We start from the raw sequence: 19,237 nt of genomic DNA, 5'->3' as shown, positions 1-19,237 counted from the left end.
ACGGTGACCCGCCTGGTGGCTGCAGCCGCAGCCACCCACGGTCCGTCGTATCCTCGGCGGGCGCGATTCCCTGAAGACCCACCCCCACAGACAACGACCGACCAAGCCCATGAACGAGCAGACCGCCGCGCCGCAGCCCCCCGTCGATGAAAACAGCCTGATCGCCGAGCGTCGCGCCAAACTGACCGCGCTGCGGGCCCAGGGCATCGCCTACCCGAACGATTTCCGCCGCGAAGACTTCGCCGGCAGCCTGCAGGCAGACTTCGCCGACGCCGAACGCTGGACGGCCGAAGCCCTGGAGGCCAACGAGCGCCGGGTGAAGATGGCCGGCCGGCTGATGGCCAAGCGGGTCATGGGCAAGGCCAGCTTCGCGCAGATCCAGGACGAATCCGGCCGTATCCAGGTGTTCCTGCAGGGCAACGTGCTGGGCGATGCCTACACCGCCTTCAAGGGCTGGGACGTGGGTGACATCATCGCCGTGGAAGGCGGGCTGACCCGTACCCGCACCGGCGAACTGTCGGTCAAGGCCGAGAGCATCCGCCTGCTGACCAAGTCGCTGCGTCCGCTGCCGGACAAGTGGCATGGCCTGGCCGACGTGGAGCAGCGCTACCGCCAGCGCTACGTCGACCTGATCGTGACGCCGGAATCGCGCGAGGTGTTCATCAAGCGCTCCAAGATCATCCGCGCCATGCGCGCCTGGCTGGACAACCGCGACTTCCTGGAAGTCGAAACGCCGATGATGCATTACATCCCCGGCGGCGCCACGGCCAAGCCGTTCACCACCCACCACAACGCGCTGGACCTGGATCTGTACCTGCGCGTGGCGCCGGAGCTGTACCTGAAGCGCCTGGTCGTGGGCGGCCTGGAGCGCGTCTACGAGATCAACCGCAACTTCCGCAACGAAGGCGTCAGCACCCGCCACAATCCCGAATTCACCATGATGGAGCTGTACGAGGCCTATGCCACGTACACCGAAGTGATGGACCTGACCGAAGGGGTGATCCGCGATGTCGCTCGCCAGGTGCTGGGCACTACCGAAGTGGAATGGGACGGCGCCCGCATCGACCTGGCCCCGGCCTTCCGTCGCTGGCGCATGGATGAAGCCGTGCGCCACCACAATCCGGAGATCAGCCTGGCCGACTGCACCGACCGCGATGCGCTGGCTGTCCATTGCGAGCGCCTGAAGATCCGCATCAAGCCGTCCTACGGCTGGGGCAAGCTGCTGCTGGAGATCTTCGAAGCCACCGTCGAGCACACCCTGATCCAGCCGACCTTCATCACCGATCACCCGGTGGAAGTGTCGCCTCTGGCACGTGCCAACGACGATGCCCCCGGTTACACCGACCGCTTCGAGCTGTTCATCAACGGCAAGGAACTGGCCAACGGCTTCTCCGAGCTGAATGATCCCGAAGACCAAGCGGCCCGCTTCCAGGCCCAGGTCGAAGCCAAGGACGGGGGCGATGACGAGGCGATGCATTTCGATGCCGACTACATCCGCGCGCTGGAGTACGGCATGGCGCCGACCGGCGGGCTGGGGATCGGCATCGACCGCCTGGTGATGCTGCTGACCGGCAGCAGCTCGATCCGTGACGTGCTGCTGTTCCCGTACATGCGTCCGGAAGCCTGATCCGGAGCGGCGCGGGCTGCCTCTGCTGGCGGCCCGCCGCTACCCCCGGGGCGGGTGCTGGAGTATGGTATCGGCGAGGCCGATGAGTGGCCGGAATGACCCGATTGCCGGGGGGGAGGCGATGGGTCTCGTCCTTTACGCCATCACAATGTGACGGCGATCAAGATCCGGGGAGCGCATGGCAGGTATCGGACAGATGCAGGGTGCGGGTGTACAGAATGGCAGGTTATCCTCGCCAACCCTGATCCCGGGGTGGTCGAACAAGCAGGCAGAAGCAGCGTTGAATATTGTGATCGTCGACGACCAGACGTCCGCACGGACGATGCTGCGCCATGTCATCGAAGACATCGCGCCGGAACTGAGCGTGCACGACTTCGGCGACCCGCTGGCCGCGCTCAACTGGTGCGAATCGCAGCCGGTGGACCTGCTGCTGCTGGATTACCGCATGCCGGAGATGGACGGGCTGGAGTTCGCCCGGCGTTTCCGCCGCCTGCCCAAGCACCGCGACATCCCGGTCATCCTGATCACCGTGGTCGGCGACGAGCCGATCCGGCAGGCGGCACTGGAAGCGGGGGTGATCGATTTCCTGGTCAAGCCGATCCGCCCGCGTGAACTGCGCGCGCGCTGCTACAACCTGCTGCAGCTGCGCCAGCAATCGGAAAACGTGAAACAGCGGGCGTTGTCGCTGGAGCAGCGGCTGCTTGCCAGCATGCATGAAGTGGAAGAGCGCGAACGCGAAACCCTGTCACGGCTCGCACGTGCCATCGAATACCGTGATGCCGGCACCAGCGCGTACCTGGAGCGCATGTCACGCGTGGCCGGGCTGATCGCCGAGCAGTTGGGGCTTCCGGAAGAGGAGGTCAAGCTGATCGAGATGGCGGCGCCGCTGCATGACATGGGCAAGATCGCCATTCCCGATGCCGTACTGCTGAAGCCGGGCAAGCTGACCGACGAAGAACTGGTGATCATGCGTCGCCACCCGCGCATCGGCCACGAGCTGTTGAGCGGCAGCCAGAACCGTTTCATCCAGATCGGTGCACTGATCGCGTTGCGCCACCACGAGCGCTACGACGGCAGCGGCTACCCGGATGGGCTGGTCGGCGATGCGATCCCGCTGGAGGCCCGCATCGTGGCGGTGGCCGACGTCTTCGATGCGCTGATTTCGCCGCGTCCGTACAAGGAAGCGTGGACCTTCGATGCGACCCTGGCCTACCTGTACGCACAGCGTGGCCGGCTGTTCGATCCGCGCGTGGTCGATGCGCTGCTGCGCGGCCGCGAGCAGTTGGCGCAGATCTGCGCCGAGCACTCCACCGCCTCGGCGCGACCCGGATTGTGACCATGCGCGCGCTGCTGCCCCGGCTGCGCCAGCGCTTGGCACAGCGCCAGGATTCCGAGCACGGGCAGCAGATCGTACGCATCGTGCTGATCAGCCTGATCCTGGCCTATGTGCTTATGCCGGGGGTGCGCAACGACCTGCCGCATGACCAGTACGTGGGCGTGCTGGCGATCGTGCTGAGCGGGTTGGGGCTGTCCCTGCTGGCCTTCGGCTGGCTGCTGTGGCGTCCGCAGCGCTCCGATCCGCGGCGCATCCTGGGCATGCTGGCCGACTATGGCCTGATTGCCGCCGGCATGATCCAGATGGGCGAGCCGCTGTCGTGGGTCTACATCGTGGTGATGTGGGTCACGGTGGGCAACGGCATGCGCTTCGGCAACAACTACCTGTACCTGGCCGTTGCAATGGCGATGATCAGCTTCGGCTGCACCGCGCTGTATACCGACTACTGGGTCGACAACGCGCGGCTGGCATTCGGGTTGTGGCTGGGCCTGGCCGCGGTGCCGCTGTACTTTTCCACGCTGCTGCGCCAGCTCACCGAAGCGATGGCCGAAGCGCGGCGTGCCAGCGAGGCCAAGAGCCGTTTCCTGGCCAACATGAGCCACGAATTCCGCACGCCCTTGAACGGGTTGGCTGGCATGACCGAAGTACTGGCCACCACCGAGCTGGATGAAGAGCAGCGCGAGTGCCTCAACACCATCCAGGCCTCCTCGCGCAGCCTGCTGGCGCTGGTGGAGGAAGTGCTGGACATTTCGGCGATCGAGGCCGGCAAGCTGCGCGTGGTCGCCGAGGACTTCGCGCTGGGTGACGTGGTGCAGGCCATCGGCCTGATCCTGCTGCCGCAGGCCAAGGCCAAGCGGCTGGACTACCGCGTGCGCGTGGATGAAACCGTGCCGCCCCGGCTGCGCGGCGATACCGGCCACCTGCGCCAGGTGCTGCTCAACCTGGCCGGCAATGCGGTGAAGTTCACCGACCACGGCAAGGTGGAGATCCGCATCGACGTGGTCAGCGCCGCCGCCGATGGTGGCGTCCGCCTGCGCTTTGAAATCATCGACACCGGTATCGGCGTGGCTGTCCCGATGCGTCCGCGGCTGTTCGAAGCGTTTGAACAGGCCGATGTCAGCATGGCGCGGCGACACGAAGGCACCGGCCTGGGCACCACCATCGCCAAGGGCCTGGTGGAAGCGATGGGCGGTGAGATCGGCTACCAGGAGAACCTGCCGCAGGGCAGCCGGTTCTGGTTCGAAGTGCCGTTCGCCCCGCCGTTGCCGGAGCGCGTGGGCATGACCCCGGCGCTGGTCGGCAACCCGCTGGACAGCAGCAACGGCAATGTCATCGCCTTCGCCGATCCGTTCCTGCGGCATCGCGCGCGGGTGCGCAGCATGAGCATCCTGGTGGCCGATGACCACGAGGCCAACCGCATGGTGCTGCAGCGCCTGCTGCAGAAGGCCGGGCACCGTGTGCTATGCGTCAACGGTGGCGAAGCGGTGCTGGACGCCATGGCCGAAAGCGATTTCGATGCCGCCATCGTCGACCTGCACATGCCCGGCATGAGCGGGCTGGACATGCTGAAGGAGCTGCGGGTGATGCAGGCCGGTGGCGCGCCGCGCACGCCGGTGCTGGTGCTCAGCGCCGATGTCACCCCGGACGCCATCCAGCGCTGCCAGCAGGCCGGTGCGCACACCTTCCTGGCCAAGCCGGTGGTCGCGGTGCGGCTGCTCGATACGCTGGCCGAAATCGCCTCCAACCGCGATCTCAAACCCTCCGCGCCGATCGTGCGCACGCTGACCGGCGGCACCGACGGCGTGCTGGATTCGGGCGTGCTGGACGAACTGGCCTCACTTGGCATGGGCGAGGGCTTCGAGAAGGAATTCATCCGCCAGTGCCTGGGCGATGCCGAAAGCTGCATGCGCAGGATCCACGCCGAAGGCGAGGCGATGAACTGGGTGCAGTTCCGCGATCAGGCCCACGCGATCAAGGGCGTGGCCAGCAACCTGGGGCTGGTGCGAGCGGCCAACCGTGCCGGTGAGCTGATGCGGATGGCCGACTGGCAGCTCAAGGCAGAATGGCGCCAGCGCCTGTCGGTGCTGGCGGGCGCCTTGAAGGAAGGCCGGCTGGCGCTGGATGCACGCGCCGTCCACCGCAACCAGCCCGGCGTGGACGAGGCGGACCCGCGCTGAAGTGGGCGTGGCGGGGCCGGGCAGGGCGCTGCCCGTTCAGGATGGTGCCGGCGGTCAGCCGGCACGCTCGGGTCGATCCGTGGGGGAGGGTGATGCTCAGGCCGCGTCAAGGCCGGCACGACGGGTCTGTGCCTTGATCAGCCGGTCCATCGTGCGCAGCGAGCGATCCCCCAGTGCCAAGGCCGAATCCACCCAGACCTTGGTGATTTCCAGCAGTTCGTCATAGCTGACCGCCTGGGCCAGGTTGCGCGCGGCGTTCATCGCCAGGTAGGACTGCGGGATGCGCTGGTGCTGGCGGATCAGGTCCTCCACCGCCTGGCGCCCTTCGCCCTTCCGGACCAGCACGTCGACCACGCCCATCGCATGCATTTCTTCGGCGCTGTAGATGCGTCCATCCAGGATGATCTTTTCGGCCAGCTGCGGCGCCACGCGGCGGCACAGGAACGAGTAGGCGCCCATGCCCGGGAACAGCCCGAACAGCACTTCGGGAAGGCCCATGCCCGCCCCTTCTTCGGCGACGATGGTGTGGCAGGCCAGGGCCATTTCCAGGCCGCCGCCCAGCGCGTCACCCTGGATCAGCGCGATCGACCGCACGTCCCCGCCAAACCCGGTATGCAGGTGGTGCACCCCCTCCACGCAGCGCTGTGCGTAGGCCAGCAGGCGGTCGCGGTTGCCTTCGCGGATCAGCCGGGTGAACAGGTCCAGGTCGCCGCCCAGGTTGTAGGCGGTGGCGTCGGAGGCCAGCACGAAGTGGCGCAGGCGACCATCGTGGCGGCTGGCAGGCCCCCGCGTGACGGCGCTCATGTAGCTCCACATCTCGTCGAGCATGTCCTTGCGGCAGCACGGGCGGATGCCGGTGGAGGCATCGGCGTGCATGAACAGCCAATGGGCGGCGCCATCGGCGCTGTCCTCGGTGCGGATGGTGGTGTAGGGGCGGTTGACGGGCAGCTTTTCAATGGTGCTCATGGCAGGTTCCTCGGCATGGCGGGCCCGCTGGAAAATCGGTGGTCGGCGGGCCGAACGGGTCCACTCGCCGGGATGCTACACCGGGCCAGTCGCCCCAATTGCAAAAGCCCGGGACGTTTGCGCCCCGGGCTTTTCACTTTTCGCTCATCGTGATGTGTGACGGGGCTGCCCGGCGGTAGTGACGGCCGCTGGCCGTCATCCCCGCATCGGCCGCCTTTGCCGCTGCGCTCGCCCAGCATGGCGCGGCGCTACCGGCGTCGGCCGCGGATCTGCCTCAGGCCGGCGGCGCGTCGCGCAGCTCGCGACGCAGGATCTTGCCCACGTTGGTCTTCGGCAGTTCCTTGCGGAACTCGACGATCTTGGGGTGCTTGTATCCGGTCAGGTTGGCCCGCGCGTGTTCCTTCACCTGCTCGGCGGTGAGGTTCGGGTCCTTCTTGACGATCACCACCTTCACGATCTCGCCGGACTTCTCATCCGGCACGCCGACTGCCGCCACTTCCAGCACGCCGGGCATCATCGCGATCACGTCTTCCACTTCGTTCGGGTACACGTTGAAGCCCGACACCAGGATCATGTCCTTCTTGCGGTCGACGATGTAGCAGAACCCCTGCGCATCCATCTTCGCCATGTCGCCGGTGTGCAGCCAGCCATCGGCATCGATCGCCGCGGCGGTATCTTCCGGGCGCTGCCAGTAGCCCTTCATGACCTGCGGGCCCTTGATGCACAGCTCGCCGACTTCATCCAGGCCCAGTACCTTGCCGTTGTCGTCCTTGATGCAGGCATCGGTGGACGGAATCGGCAGGCCGATCGAGCCGTTGTACTCGGCCAGGGTCAGCGGGTTGATGCAGGCCGCCGGCGAGGTTTCGGTCAGGCCGTACGCCTCTACCAGGGTGACGCCGGTGGTCTTCTTCCAACGCTCGGCGACCGAGCGCTGTACCGCCATGCCGCCGCCCAGGGTGACCTTCAACGTGGAGAAATCCACTTCATCGAAGCCGGGCGTGTTGAGCAGGCCGTTGAACAGCGTGTTGACGCCGGTGATGGCGGTGAAGCGCACGCCCTTGAGCTCCTTGACGAAGCCCTTCATGTCGCGCGGATTGGTGATCAGGTGGTTGCAGCCGCCGAACTTCATGAAGACCAGGCCGTTCGCGGTCAATGCGAAGATGTGGTACAGCGGCAGCGCGGTGATGATCCACTCTTTGCCCGGTTCGATGCCGGACGCGCCGATCCAGGCCGAGGCCTGCTGCATGTTGGCAACCAGGTTGCGGTTGGTCAGCATCGCGCCCTTGGCCACCCCGGTGGTGCCGCCGGTGTACTGCAGGAAGGCGATGTCGTCGTGGTCGATCTCCACCTTCGGCAGGTCGTGGCGGCGGCCCAGCTTCAACGCCTGGGTGAAGCGCACCGCGCCCTTCAGGGTGTAGTTGGGGACCATCTTCTTGATGTACTTCAGCACGAAGTTCACCACCACGCCCTTGGCGCCGAGCAGGTCGCCCAGCCCGGTGGTGATGACGTGCTTGACCTGCGTATCGGCGATGACCGCCTGCACGGTGTCGCCGAAGTTGTCGACCACCACCAGCGCGGTGACCCCGGCATCGACCAGCTGGTGCTTCAGCTCGCGCGCGGTGTACAGCGGGTTGACGTTGACCACGGTCAGGCCGGCGCGCAGCACGCCGAAGGTGGCGATCGGGTACTGCAGGCAGTTGGGCATCATCAGGGCGACGCGGTCACCCTTCTTCAGCTGCAGCTCGCCCAGCAGATACGCTGCGAACTGTTCGACCAGCGCATCGGTCTCGCCATAGGTGAGCACCTTGCCGAAGCTGGAGTAGGCGGGGCGATCCCGGTACTTGGCCACCGAGGCGTCGAAGACGGAGGAGACCGAGTGGAACTCGTTGATGTCGATCTCGGCGGGCACGCCTTGCGGGTAACTCTGCAACCAGGGACGTTCCAGGCTCATATTTCCCCCTCCAGGAAACTGTGATGTTTGAGTTGGTTCTGTAGCCAGTATCGGTCAGATCCAGCCTTGGCAGCATACCGTCCCGGATGGAAAACGCGAAGAGGCCCGCCGATGGCGGGCCTGTGTCCTGCACGGTAGTGGCGGCCGCTGGCCGTCATGCGTGTGATATCAACGGTCGCGGCCGAGGGGATGGCGGCCAGGGAATGACGGCCAGCGGCCGTCACTACCTTATTTCCTGCGGGCCGGGGCGCCGTTGGCCTGGAAGTACGGGGCGGTGCTGCGCGGCAGCGGAGCGCGCCCGCGCAGCACGTCGGCCAGCTTCTCGGCCATCATGATGGTCGGCGCGTTGAGGTTGCCGGTCACCACCTGCGGCATGATCGACGCATCGATGATGCGCAGGCCTTCCATCCCGTGCACGCGGCCGTGGCCGTCGACCACCGCCATCGGATCGGCGGCACTGCCCATCTTGTTCGAGCACGAAGGATGGTAGGCGGTTTCGGCATGTTCGCGGACAAACGCGTCAATCTCCGCATCCGTACGCAACTGGCTGCCCGGGGAAATCTCGCGGCCGGTGTACGGCGACAGCGCCGGCTGGCCGAAGATCTCACGGGTGATGCGGATGCCATCGCGGAACTCGCGCCAGTCCTGTTCGTGCGACATGTAGTTGAACAGGATGCTCGGGTGCACGCGCGGATCGGTCGAACGCACATGGATGCGGCCACGGCTGGGCGAGCGCATCGACCCCACGTGCATCTGGAAGCTGTGTTCCTTGATCGGGTTGGAGCCGTTGTAATTGATCGCCACCGGCAGGAAGTGGTACTGCAGGTTCGGCCACTCGAATTCTTCGTTGCTGCGGATGAAACCGCCGCCTTCGAACTGGTTGCTGGCGCCGATGCCGGTGCCGTTGAACAGCCACTCCGCGCCGATCGCCGGCTGGTTGTACAGCTTCAGCGCCGGTGCCAGCGAGACCGGCTTCCTGCATTCGTACTGCAGGTACATTTCCAGATGGTCCTGCAGGTTGGCGCCGACGCCGGGCAGGTCGTGCACCACCTCGATGCCGAGCCCGCGCAGCAGGTCGGCCGGGCCCACGCCGGCACGCTGCAGCACCTGCGGGGAGGCGATCGCGCCGCCGCACAGCAGCACTTCGCGACGCGCACGCGCCTTCTGCGGTTCATCGTTGCGCAGCCACGCCACGCCCACCGCACGCTTGCCGGCGAACAGGATCCGGTCGGTCAGCGCATGGGTGACGATGGTCAGGTTCGGCCGTTCGCGGGCCTGGTCCAGGTAACCCCGCGCGGTGCTGGAGCGACGCCCGCGCGGGGTCACGGTGCGGTCCATCGGGCCGAAGCCTTCCTGCTGGTAGCCGTTGAGGTCGTCGGTGCGCGGGTAGCCGGCCTGCACGCCGGCTTCGATCATCGCCGCGAACAGTTCGTTGTTGCCGTTCTTGGGCGTGGTGACCTGCAGCGGGCCGTCGCTGCCGTGGTAGTCGTTGCCCCCGATATCGCGGGTTTCGGCCTTGCGGAAGTAGGGCAGGCAGTCGGCGTAGGTCCAGTCTTCCAGGCCCGGCATGCTGGCCCAGTTGTCATAGTCCATCGCGTTGCCGCGGATGTAGCACATGCCGTTGATCAGCGAGGACCCGCCCAGTCCCTTGCCGCGCCCGCAGTCCATCCGCCGGTTGTTCATATGCGGCTCGGGATCGGTCTTGTACGCCCAGTTGTAGCGCTTGCCCTGCAGCGGGAAGGCCAGCGCGGCCGGCATCTGGGTGCGGAAGTCCAGGCGGTAATCCGGTCCGCCGGCCTCCAGCAGCAGCACGCTGACGTCGGCATCTTCGGTGAGGCGGGTCGCCAGCACGTTGCCGGCCGAACCGGCGCCGATGATGATGTAGTCGTATTCGTTGAGGGTGCTCATGGTCTTTGCTCCTGCAGGCCGGGCGGCGCGCGGTCGCGCCAGCTGGCGGTGTGTAGGGTGGCCGGGCGTGGGGGGAGGTACACGCCCGGCCGGAACGACGGCCGCAAGGCCGGTGCGCTCGGATCAGAAAATGCTGGCGTAGTCGCCCAGTTCGACCTGCACCGACTTGATGCGGGTGTAGTGGGCGAGGGTGGAAATACCGTTCTCGCGACCCACGCCGGACTGCTTGTAACCGCCCACCGGCATTTCCGCCGGCGATTCACCCCAGGTGTTGATCCAGCAGATGCCGGCTTCCAGGCGGTGGATGATGCGGTGCGCACGGGCGATGTCATTGCTGACCACGCCGGCGGCGAGGCCGAAGTGGGTGTCGTTGGCGCGGGCGATGACTTCTTCCTCGTCGTCGTAGGCAAGGATGCTCATCACCGGCCCGAAGATCTCCTCGCGCACGATGGTCATGTCATCGCGGCAGTCGGAGAACACGGTCGGCAGCACGTAGGCGCCCTTGGCCAGCGCACCGTCGGTGGCACGCCCGCCGCCGGTCAGCAGGCGGGCACCTTCGCGCTTGCCGGTCTCTATCAGGCGCAGCACGTTGTCCATGTGGGCGAAGCTGGTCATCGGGCCGAAGTTGGTCTGCGCATCCTGCGGATCGCCGATGCGGATGCGCTTTACGCGCTCCACGACGGCCGCTTCGAAGGCGGCCAGCATGGGGCGCGGCACGAACACGCGGGTGCCGTTGGTGCACACCTGGCCGGAGCTGAAGAAGTTGGCCATCACCGCGATGTCGGCGGCGCGTTCCAGCTGGGCGTCGTCACAGATCACCAGCGGCGACTTGCCGCCCAGTTCCATGGTGACTTCCTTCAGCGAGGACGAGGCGGCCGATGCCATCACCTTCTTGCCGGTTTCCACGCCGCCGGTGAAGGAGATCTTCTCGATCACCGGATGTTCGGTCAGCCATTGGCCCACTTCACGGCCCGGGCCCTGCACCACGTTGAACACACCATCGGGCACGCCGGCTTCGGTGTAGATCTTCGCCAGCTCGATCACGGTCAGCGGGGTCACTTCGGACGGCTTGAACACCATCGCATTGCCGGCCGCCAGCGCCGGAGCCGACTTCCACAGCGCGATCTGCACCGGGTAGTTCCACGCGCCGATACCGGCGACCACGCCCAGCGGTTCACGGCGGGTGTAGAAGAAGCTGGACTCGCGCAGCGGCACTTGGTTGCCTTCGATGGCAGTGGCCAGCCCGGCGTAGTATTCCAGCACGTCCGCACCGGTGACGATGTCCACCGTGGTGGTCTCGCTGAGCGCCTTGCCGGTGTCCAGGGTTTCCAGCTGCGCCAGCGCATCGTTGCGTTCGCGCAGGAGGTCCACGGCGCGGCGCAGGATGCGCGAACGCTCCATCGCGGTCATCGCCGCCCACACCTTCTGGCCTTCCGCGGCGCTGGCCACGGCGCGTTCGACGTCGGCCTGGTTGGCGATCTGCACCTCGGCGATCACCTCGCCGGTGGCCGGGTTGATGCTCTGGAAGGTCTTGCCGCTGGTGGCGTCGACCAGCTTGCCGTGGATGTAGAGCTGCTGCAGGGGCAGGGTGGACATGGGAACTCCTGGAAGGGGAAGGGGGAAGGGAGGCAGGCGTTCAAGCGCTTATAGCGCGTTTGCCTGTAACTGGAAGTCGATGTAGGCGTAGGCGATGCGGCGCGCGTTGTCGGCGTTGAAGTCACCGCCGACCAGGCTGCCGCGCAGCCACAGGCCATCGACCATGGCGGCCAGCCCCCGCGCGGCCAGGGTGGCCTGTTCGGCCGGCAGCACGCGTTTGAACTGGTGGCACAGGTTCGAGTACAGGCGCTGGTCGTTGGCGCGCTGCAGGCGGGCCAGTTCCGGCTGGTGCATGCTCGCCGCCCAGAAGGTCAGCCACACGCGCATCGCGGTTCCGTTGGTCTGGCTGTCGTCGAAGTTGCCGTCGACGATGGCCCGCAGCTGCGCGCGCGGATCGTCAGCGCAGGTGTCGCGGAAGCGGGCCACCGCGGTTTTCAGTTCACGCAGGATCTGGCGCATGGCGGCGTTGAGCAGGCCGTCCTTGTCGCCGAAGTAGTGCGCCACGATGCCCGTGGACAGTCCGGCCTTGCGCGCGATGGTGGCCACCGTCGCATCGGCCAGGCCGATCTCGTCGATGGTCTGGAAGGTGGCCCGGATCAGCTGCTCGCGGCGGACCGGTTCGATGCCTTTCTTGGGCATTGTCTCTCCATGCACTGCGACCGGGAGGTCCAGTGATGCGGACCACTATACTTTTTATTGATTGAACGTTCAATCAATAAAGGCGTAGGATGCGCTCGCGTCCCCCACGCCCTGGTCCCGGTCCCTTCGATCCGGCCGGACCCTGCGCCCCCAGGATCAATGAGACAACGCAATGTCTTCCAAGGCTTCCTCCGCGGCGTCGCCGCTGCGACTGAACGGTTTCGTCTTCTTCAGCTCGGCCCTGTCCATCGGCGTGCTGGGCCTGCTCACCGTGCTCAACCCGCAGGCCAGCGAGCACTGGTTGCAGGTCGCGCAGGCGCAGGTGTCCGCTGCGTTCGGCTGGTGGTACATGCTGCTGATCGTGGCCTGCCTGGGCTTCGTGCTGTGGCTGGCGTTCTCCCGCTACGGCAGCATCCGGCTGGGCCACAACGAAGAGTCCCCGGCCTTCGCCTACGTGCCCTGGGTGTCGATGCTGTTCTCGGCCGGCATCGGCATCGCGCTGTTGTATTACGGCGCCTATGAGCCGCTGGACCATTTCCTGACCCCGCCGGGACAGCAGAGCGGCACTGTCGCGGCCAGTCGCGAGGCGATGGTGCTGACCTTCCTGCACTGGGGCCTGCACGGCTGGGCGCTGTACGCGCTGGTGGGGGTCGCTTTAGGCTACTTCGCGTACCGCAGGAACCTGCCTTTGGCGCTGCGTTCGGCCTTGTATCCGATCTTTGGTGAACGCATCCATGGCCGGATCGGCGACATGGTTGACGGGTTCGGCATCCTCGCGACGCTGGTGTCGATGGTGACCAACCTGGGCATCGGCGCGCTGGTGGTGCAGTCGGGCCTGACCTATCTGTTCAAGGTGCCGGACACGCCGCAGACGCTGGTGGTGATCGTGCTGGTGATGATGGTGGTGGCCACCATCGGCGTGGTGGCCGGGGTGGAAAAGGGCATCGCCTGGTTGTCCAACCTCAACGTGCGCCTGCTGTGCCTGCTGCTGTTGTTCGTGCTGGTGACCGGGCCGACCCTGCACCTGCTGGATGGGCTGGTGCAGAACACCGGCGATTACCTGGCCTCGTTCGTGCGCAAGAGTTTCGACATCTACCTCAACCAGCCGGACGGCCGCGACTGGCTGGGCAGCTGGACGCTGTTCTACTGGGCCTGGTGGATCGCCTGGGCGCCGTTCGTGGGGCTGTTCGTGGCGCGCATTTCGCGCGGGCGCACCATCCGCGAGGTGATCCTGGGCGTGCTGCTGATCCCGCTGGGCTTCACCCTGGCGTGGCTGTCGATCTTCGGCAACACCGCCATCGACCTGGTGCTCAACCATGGCCAGGCGGTGCTGGGCGAGGTCGCCAAGGCCGACGCGGCGATGACCCTGTTCAAGCTGCTGGAATACCTGCCGTGGGCCCCGTACGTGGCCGGTGCGGCGGTGCTGATCGGCTTCGTGCTGTTCCTCACGCCGGTGGACTCGGGCACGCTGATGATCGCCAACCTGTGCACGCGGCGCGTGGACGGTGGCGTCGAAGATGGCCATGACGCGCCGATCTGGCTGCGGGTGTTCTGGGCGGTGGTGATCACCGTGGTCAGCATCGGCCTGCTGCTGGCTGGCAACTTCGGCGCGATGCAGACCGCGGTGGTGCTGTGTGGCCTGCCGTTCTCGTTCACCCTGGCGTTCTACATGGTGGGCCTGCTGCGCGCCCTGCGCACCGACCCGGACGCACCGCACCGGCACTGAAACCGGCAACCGGCGGGGTGCTGCTTTGGTAGCGCCGAGCCACGCTCGGCGGCGCCTGGAGTCAGGGCTCAGAGTCCCGACTCTGACCCCTTTTTCAGGAGGCCGATCGCAACGCGGCTTCCACCAGCGGCACGGCCCAGTCCGGGGTCTGGCGTAGTTGCTGCAGGTCCTCGGCCGACGGCCATTGCAGTCGGCCATCTTCCATCTGCAGCACAAGGCGCGGGTCGGGCACCGCTTCGCCGGGCGCGGCCTCGGCGCTGTTGTCATAGACCTGCAGGGCGGCCAGCACCGGCATCAGGCCGATCAGGTTCTGCTGCGCCAACGGCCAGCGGCGACGGATGTCGGCTTCGTTGATCGGGTGGCCACCGGCCTGCACCCGCGCCTTCACCCGCGCGATGTGCTGCTCCGGGCTGGACAGGCCGCAGAACCACATCAGCACGTCATGGCTGCGCGCGGCCTCGTGCAGCATCGCGGTGATGGAATTGCCGCCCAGGGTGGTTTCGAAGGCGTGGTTGCTGCCGTCTGCCAGGGCGGCCTGCAGGCGACTGACGCCTTCCTGCCAGGCCTGTCCGTTGGCCTCTGCCTGGCCAACGCCCAGCTGGCGCACCAGTGCACGGGCGTAGGTGTCCGGATTGAACCAGTCCAGTCCTGCCTCTCGCAGCAGGTGGCCGCCGATGGAGCTCTTGCCGGCGCCGTTGACCCCGGCGAGCACGTACAGGAACGGACGCGCCATCAGTAGCCGGAACCGGCCTTGACCTTGCCGCCAAGGCGGGCAGGGCGACGCAGCAGATCGCGGGCGCGTGGGCCGGCCTCGACCTGCTGCAGCACGGCCAGGCGTTCATCGAAGCCTCTGCGCAGCTCGGTCAGGGCGGGGGTCTGGTTGCGCAGTTCATCCAGCGATTGTTCCAGCGCTTCGACCTTGGCCTGCAGGGCGCGGTACTGGTCGGCGGAGATGATCACCGCCTGCGGTTCGTTGTGGTTGGTGACCACGACCATGCGCTGTTCACGGACTTCCTGCATGACCTTGCGCCAGTGTTCCTTCACCGAGGACGCGGTGGTGCGGGTGAGCTCGGTGATCGGTTCGAAGGTGATCGGGGCGTGCAGCATGGGGGACTCCACAGGGTGCCTGGGACCGAGATTACTCCTGTTTCGTCCAATTTATATGAATTGTCTAAAATAGGAATTAATCTTTTTCCGGCTGGCGCCTTTTTGTTGTGAGGGAGGGCGGTTGAGGCCCTTGCGCAGGACACGTCGTAAACCCATCCATGGGGCCTGCTTTCCGCCCATCCGGGGCTCCAAGCGTCCTGCGCAAGGGCCTCAACCGCCCTCCCGGCCGGCATCGCTGCGCCAGCGGAGGGTGGGGGCGGGAGCTAAAGCAAAGGCGGTGACGGGCATCGCCCGTCACCGCCTTTTTTCTTTTTCATACGCGGCTGATGGCCACCGGAAACCGTCAGGGCGACGGGTGGGTGGAGGCTGCGGGGGCGTTGAGCGCCATGGATGGCGCGAAACGAGGCCCGCAGGAGCGGCATTTGCCGTCCCCCGCAGCCTCCACCCACCCGGCGCCAACCCCGGAAACCAGCCCACCAGCCGCGAGGGGGCCCAGCCCGTTCGAGCAGGCCCCGAACCCTCAGCGTCCCGCCAACTGCCGCAGCACGTACTGCAGCAACCCACCGTGGCGGAAATACTCCACTTCCTTCGGCGTCAGCAGCATCACCGACGCCTCGAACGTGACAACCGTGCCATCGGCTTTCTTCGCCGCCACCGTCGCGCGCTTGCTCGCGCCATCCTTCAGCCCGGTGATGTCGAACACTTCTGATCCGTCCAGGCCCAGCGACTGGGCGTTCTCGCCGTTGCGGAACTGCAGCGGCAGCACGCCCATGCCGACCAGGTTGGAGCGGTGGATGCGCTCGAAGCTTTCGGCGATGACCGCCTTGACCCCCAGCAGCAAGGTGCCCTTGGCGGCCCAGTCGCGCGACGAACCGGTGCCGTATTCCTTGCCGGCCAGCACCACCAGCGGCACGCCGTCGGCCTTGTACTTGATCGCCGCGTCGTAGATCGCCAGCTTCTCCGGCTCGCCACCGCTGGCCGGGTAATACAGCGTGTTGCCGCCTTCTTCGCCGCCGAACATCAGGTTCTTGATGCGGATGTTGGCGAAGGTGCCGCGGACCATCACGTCATCATTGCCACGACGGCTGCCGTAGCTGTTGAAATCCGCCGGCTGCACGCCGCGCTCCTGCAGGAAGCGGCCCGCAGGCGATTCCTTCTTGATGTTGCCGGCCGGGGAGATATGGTCGGTGGTGATCGAATCACCGAACAGGCCCATCACCCGTGCCCCGTGCACATCGTCGATGCTGCCGACCTGCATCGTCATGCCATCGAAGTAGGGCGGATTCTTGATGTAGGTGGAGCCGTCGTCCCATTCGTACAGGTCGCCATCGGGCGAGGCGATGGTGTTCCAGCGCGAATCGCCCTTGAACACGTCGGCGTAGTTCTGCTTGAACATCTCCGGCCCCAGGGTCGCGGCGATGACATCGCCGATTTCCTTGTTGCTCGGCCAGATGTCACGCAGGTACACCGGCTGGCCATCGCTGCCGGTGCCCAGCGGTTCGGTCGTCAGGTCGATGTCGGTGGTGCCGGCGATCGCATAGGCCACCACCAGCGGCGGGCTGGCCAGGTAGTTCATCTTCACTTCCGGGTGCACCCGGCCTTCGAAGTTGCGGTTGCCCGACAACACCGAGGTCACCACCAGGTCACCCAGCGCGATGCCGGCGCTGACTTCAGCCGGCAGCGGGCCGGAGTTGCCGATGCAGGTGGTGCAGCCATAGCCCACCACGTAGAAGCCGAGCTTCTCCAGTTCGGTCAGCACGCCGGCCTTGGACAGGTAATCGGTGACCACCCGCGAACCCGGGCCGAGCGAGGTCTTCACCCACGGCTGGCGGTTGAGACCGCGCGCGGCGGCATTGCGGGCCAGCAGGCCGGCACCGATCATCACCGCCGGATTGGAGGTGTTGGTACAGGAGGTGATGGCCGCGATCACCACCGCGCCATCCTTCAGCCGGAACGCCTTGCCGTCCAGTTCCACGTCGGCCTGGCCCTTGGCCAGCTGTTCGTTGCCGACCGCCGTGCCGCCGCCTTCGTTGACGAAGGTGGAGACGTCCACGTCCTTCTTGTCGCGGTTGGTGGTCAGCCCGACCAGCGCTTCGCGGTAGTTGGCCTGCACGTCTTCCAGCAGCACGCGGTCCTGCGGTCGCTTGGGGCCGGCCAGCGACGGCTTGACCGTGCCCATGTCCAGTTCCAGCGTGGCGCTGTACTGGGCGTGCGCGGTATCGGCGTCGTGCCACAGGCCCTGCGCCTTGGCATAGGCTTCCACCAGCGCGATCTGCTCTTCCGGGCGACCGGACAGGCGCAGGTAGTTCAGCGATTCGTGATCGATCGGGAAGATGCCGCAGGTCGCGCCATACTCGGGCGCCATGTTGCCGATCGTCGCGCGGTCGGCCAGCGGCAGGTGCTGCAGGCCTTCGCCGAAGAACTCGACGAACTTGCCGACCACGCCGTGCCTGCGCAGCATCTGGGTGACGGTCAGCACCAGGTCGGTGGCGGTGGCCCCTTCGGGCATCTGGCCGGTCAGCTTGAAGCCGACGACCTGCGGGATCAGCATCGACGAGGGCTGGCCGAGCATCGCCGCTTCGGCCTCGATGCCGCCCACGCCCCAGCCCAGCACGCCGATACCGTTGATCATGGTGGTGTGGCTGTCGGTGCCGAACACCGTATCCGGGTAGGCGACCTGGGTACCGTCCTTGTCAACGGCCATCACCACGCGGGCCAGGTTTTCCAGGTTCACCTGGTGGACGATGCCGGTATTGGGCGGCACCACCTTGAAGTTGTCGAACGCCTTCTGGCCCCAGCGCAGGAAGCCGTAGCGTTCCTGGTTGCGCTGGAATTCGATCTTGCCGTTGAGATCCAGCGCTTCGGGCTTGCCGAACACGTCCACCTGCACCGAATGGTCGATGACCAGCTCGGAGGGGATCTGCGGGTTGATCTGCTCCGGGCTGCCGCCGAGCTTGACCACCGCATCGCGCATCGCCGCCAGGTCGACCACGCAGGGCACGCCGGTGAAGTCCTGCAGCACCACGCGCGCGGGCATGAAGGCGATCTCGATTTCCGGTTCGGCCTTCGGGTCCCAGGTCGCTACCGCTTCGATGTGGTCCTTGCCCACGGTGACCCCGCCATCCTCATGCCGGAGCAGGTTCTCCAGCAGGATCTTCATCGAATAGGGCAGGTGGGAAATATCGAAGCGCTGGCCCAGCTTGGGCAGGCTGAAGTAATCGTAGCGCTTGCCGCCTACGTCCAGCTGGCTGCGCGTGGAGAACGAATCACTCATTGCGGATGGCTCCTTTGCTGATGGCTTGCAACGGCCGCGCACCGGGCGCGCCTGCTTGCTCAGCTGGAAATCTTACACATTCAGATGTAGCGCCCATGTCAGCACTTCCCAAAAAGGGGACGGAGGGAATTAAGTCGTTTTCGACCCCCGCCGGGCTCACAACGCCTTAATTCCCTCCGTCCCCTTTTTGAAAAGTATGTATAATTCGTACATACCGAAGAGGGCCTACCCATGGAAGCCACCGTAGCTGAACGCGGCCAGATCACCTTGCCCAAGGCGGTCCGCGATGCGCTGGGCCTGACCAAGGGCACCCAGCTGACCGTGGAACTGGAAGGCGGCCGGATCATCCTGCGCAAGAGCGTGGACGACGCCATCTCGCGCGCCCGCGGCAAGTTCGCACTGGATGGCTTCGACTCCACCGATGCGGCTGTGAAGGCCGTCCGTGACGAGCAGTAAGCCGGCCATGATCGCCGTTGATTCCCCGGTCCTGATCGAACTGCTCAGCAACGGCCCGCAGGCCGATGCCGTGGAGGCCTGCCTGCGGCAGAGCCTGGTGGGCGGCCGCGTGGTGGTCTGCGGGGCGACCCTGGCCGAAGTCTGCGCCGCGCTGCGCGGCGGGGCCGAGGTGCTGGAGGCGCTGGAAGAAATGGGCGTGCATTTCAACGCACTGGAAGCCAAATCGGCCCTGCGCGCCGGTGAGATGCAACGCCGCCACCGCCAGCGCGGCAACCAGCGCCGCAGCCTGGACGGCTTCATGGTCGGTGCCCACGCGCTGCTGCAGTGCGATGGCCTGATCACCTGGAACGACACGTTTTACCGGGATTACTTCAAAGGCCTGAAGCTGATCGTGCCGCAGGCCTGAACCGCGAAGTGACCCCGACGTAGCCCTGTTTTCATTGCTTCATCCAACCGTTTTATTCACCGCATTAC

The 19,237-nt window shown here is 66.2% G+C and carries 14 protein-coding genes; 6 read left to right on the top strand and 8 right to left on the bottom strand.

Translation table 11 applies throughout. The features are described from left to right. Window positions 1-109: 109 nt before the first annotated feature. The 3 genes from lysS (at window position 110) to RTX79_RS04030 (ending at window position 5,140) form a co-directional block, all read left to right on the top strand. Entirely contained in the window at window positions 110-1,627 is a 1,518-nt protein-coding gene (gene lysS / locus RTX79_RS04040; RefSeq protein WP_312682013.1) for a lysine--tRNA ligase, read from the top strand. A 196-nt stretch (window positions 1,628-1,823) separates the two neighbouring features. Beyond that, window positions 1,824-2,963, top strand: a complete 1,140-nt coding sequence (locus RTX79_RS04035; RefSeq protein ID WP_312682216.1) for a two-component system response regulator — start codon at window positions 1,824-1,826, stop codon at window positions 2,961-2,963. Window positions 2,964-2,965: 2 nt separating this feature from the next. Then, a complete protein-coding gene (locus RTX79_RS04030; RefSeq protein WP_312682012.1) occupies window positions 2,966-5,140 on the top strand; it encodes an ATP-binding protein in 2,175 nt (724 codons plus the stop codon). 96 nt (window positions 5,141-5,236) lie between these two features. Here RTX79_RS04030 and RTX79_RS04025 read toward each other — a convergent pair whose 3' ends face one another. The 5 genes from RTX79_RS04025 to betI all read right to left on the bottom strand — a co-directional run bounded on the left by RTX79_RS04025 (window position 5,237) and on the right by betI (window position 12,200). Continuing rightward, window positions 5,237-6,106: a crotonase/enoyl-CoA hydratase family protein gene (locus RTX79_RS04025; RefSeq protein WP_057687527.1), complete on the bottom strand. Its 870-nt coding sequence runs from the start codon at window positions 6,104-6,106 to the stop codon at window positions 5,237-5,239. A gap of 274 nt (window positions 6,107-6,380) precedes the next feature. After that, entirely contained in the window at window positions 6,381-8,057 is a 1,677-nt protein-coding gene (locus RTX79_RS04020; RefSeq protein WP_309685273.1) for a long-chain fatty acid--CoA ligase, read from the bottom strand. A 228-nt stretch (window positions 8,058-8,285) separates the two neighbouring features. Then, window positions 8,286-9,965 (bottom strand): choline dehydrogenase, encoded by a 1,680-nt coding sequence (gene betA / locus RTX79_RS04015; protein WP_312682009.1) that lies wholly within the window; start codon window positions 9,963-9,965, stop codon window positions 8,286-8,288. Between the two features lie 123 nt (window positions 9,966-10,088). After that, on the bottom strand, window positions 10,089-11,561 hold the full coding sequence (gene betB, locus RTX79_RS04010; RefSeq protein WP_312682007.1) for a betaine-aldehyde dehydrogenase: 1,473 nt from the start codon (window positions 11,559-11,561) through the stop codon (window positions 10,089-10,091). A 48-nt stretch (window positions 11,562-11,609) separates the two neighbouring features. Then, entirely contained in the window at window positions 11,610-12,200 is a 591-nt protein-coding gene (gene betI, locus RTX79_RS04005; RefSeq protein WP_057687531.1) for a transcriptional regulator BetI, read from the bottom strand. Between the two features lie 172 nt (window positions 12,201-12,372). Here betI and RTX79_RS04000 point away from each other — a divergent pair, with 172 nt between their 5' ends. Further along, entirely contained in the window at window positions 12,373-13,926 is a 1,554-nt protein-coding gene (locus tag RTX79_RS04000; protein ID WP_312682005.1) for a BCCT family transporter, read from the top strand. A gap of 94 nt (window positions 13,927-14,020) precedes the next feature. Here RTX79_RS04000 and RTX79_RS03995 read toward each other — a convergent pair whose 3' ends face one another. The 3 genes from RTX79_RS03995 to acnA all read right to left on the bottom strand — a co-directional run bounded on the left by RTX79_RS03995 (window position 14,021) and on the right by acnA (window position 18,307). Beyond that, window positions 14,021-14,659 (bottom strand): AAA family ATPase, encoded by a 639-nt coding sequence (locus RTX79_RS03995; protein WP_312682003.1) that lies wholly within the window; start codon window positions 14,657-14,659, stop codon window positions 14,021-14,023. After that, entirely contained in the window at window positions 14,659-15,033 is a 375-nt protein-coding gene (locus RTX79_RS03990; RefSeq protein ID WP_312682002.1) for a type II toxin-antitoxin system Phd/YefM family antitoxin, read from the bottom strand. Before RTX79_RS03990 ends, RTX79_RS03995 begins: the two co-directional genes overlap by 1 nt. 520 nt (window positions 15,034-15,553) lie before the next feature. Then, entirely contained in the window at window positions 15,554-18,307 is a 2,754-nt protein-coding gene (acnA, locus tag RTX79_RS03985; RefSeq protein WP_312682001.1) for an aconitate hydratase AcnA, read from the bottom strand. A gap of 231 nt (window positions 18,308-18,538) precedes the next feature. Here acnA and RTX79_RS03980 point away from each other — a divergent pair, with 231 nt between their 5' ends. Both RTX79_RS03980 and RTX79_RS03975 read left to right on the top strand, forming a co-directional pair. Continuing rightward, complete coding sequence (locus RTX79_RS03980; protein ID WP_057687522.1) at window positions 18,539-18,763, top strand: AbrB/MazE/SpoVT family DNA-binding domain-containing protein; 225 nt, start codon at window positions 18,539-18,541, stop codon at window positions 18,761-18,763. 7 nt (window positions 18,764-18,770) lie between these two features. Next, window positions 18,771-19,169, top strand: coding sequence for a type II toxin-antitoxin system VapC family toxin (locus RTX79_RS03975; RefSeq protein ID WP_309685290.1), 399 nt, complete (start codon window positions 18,771-18,773; stop codon window positions 19,167-19,169). Window positions 19,170-19,237: the final 68 nt, after the last annotated feature.

Source organism: Stenotrophomonas chelatiphaga, from assembly GCF_032054965.1.
In the GTDB taxonomy this organism is placed as follows: domain Bacteria; phylum Pseudomonadota; class Gammaproteobacteria; order Xanthomonadales; family Xanthomonadaceae; genus Stenotrophomonas; species Stenotrophomonas chelatiphaga.
This window is presented reverse-complemented; position numbering and strand designations above follow the sequence as displayed.

Bases quoted from the DNA above. Each gene is read 5' to 3' on its own strand.
- lysS (WP_312682013.1), top strand. From the start codon at position 110: ATGAACGAGCAGACCGCCGCGCCGCAGCCCCCCGTCGATGAAAACAGC.
- RTX79_RS04035 (WP_312682216.1), top strand. From the start codon at position 1,824: ATGCAGGGTGCGGGTGTACAGAATGGCAGGTTATCCTCGCCAACCCTG.
- RTX79_RS04030 (WP_312682012.1), top strand. From the start codon at position 2,966: ATGCGCGCGCTGCTGCCCCGGCTGCGCCAGCGCTTGGCACAGCGCCAG.
- RTX79_RS04025 (WP_057687527.1), bottom strand. From the start codon at position 6,106: ATGAGCACCATTGAAAAGCTGCCCGTCAACCGCCCCTACACCACCATC.
- RTX79_RS04020 (WP_309685273.1), bottom strand. From the start codon at position 8,057: ATGAGCCTGGAACGTCCCTGGTTGCAGAGTTACCCGCAAGGCGTGCCC.
- betA (WP_312682009.1), bottom strand. From the start codon at position 9,965: ATGAGCACCCTCAACGAATACGACTACATCATCATCGGCGCCGGTTCG.
- betB (WP_312682007.1), bottom strand. From the start codon at position 11,561: ATGTCCACCCTGCCCCTGCAGCAGCTCTACATCCACGGCAAGCTGGTC.
- betI (WP_057687531.1), bottom strand. From the start codon at position 12,200: ATGCCCAAGAAAGGCATCGAACCGGTCCGCCGCGAGCAGCTGATCCGG.
- RTX79_RS04000 (WP_312682005.1), top strand. From the start codon at position 12,373: ATGTCTTCCAAGGCTTCCTCCGCGGCGTCGCCGCTGCGACTGAACGGT.
- RTX79_RS03995 (WP_312682003.1), bottom strand. From the start codon at position 14,659: ATGGCGCGTCCGTTCCTGTACGTGCTCGCCGGGGTCAACGGCGCCGGC.
- RTX79_RS03990 (WP_312682002.1), bottom strand. From the start codon at position 15,033: ATGCTGCACGCCCCGATCACCTTCGAACCGATCACCGAGCTCACCCGC.
- acnA (WP_312682001.1), bottom strand. From the start codon at position 18,307: ATGAGTGATTCGTTCTCCACGCGCAGCCAGCTGGACGTAGGCGGCAAG.
- RTX79_RS03980 (WP_057687522.1), top strand. From the start codon at position 18,539: ATGGAAGCCACCGTAGCTGAACGCGGCCAGATCACCTTGCCCAAGGCG.
- RTX79_RS03975 (WP_309685290.1), top strand. From the start codon at position 18,771: ATGATCGCCGTTGATTCCCCGGTCCTGATCGAACTGCTCAGCAACGGC.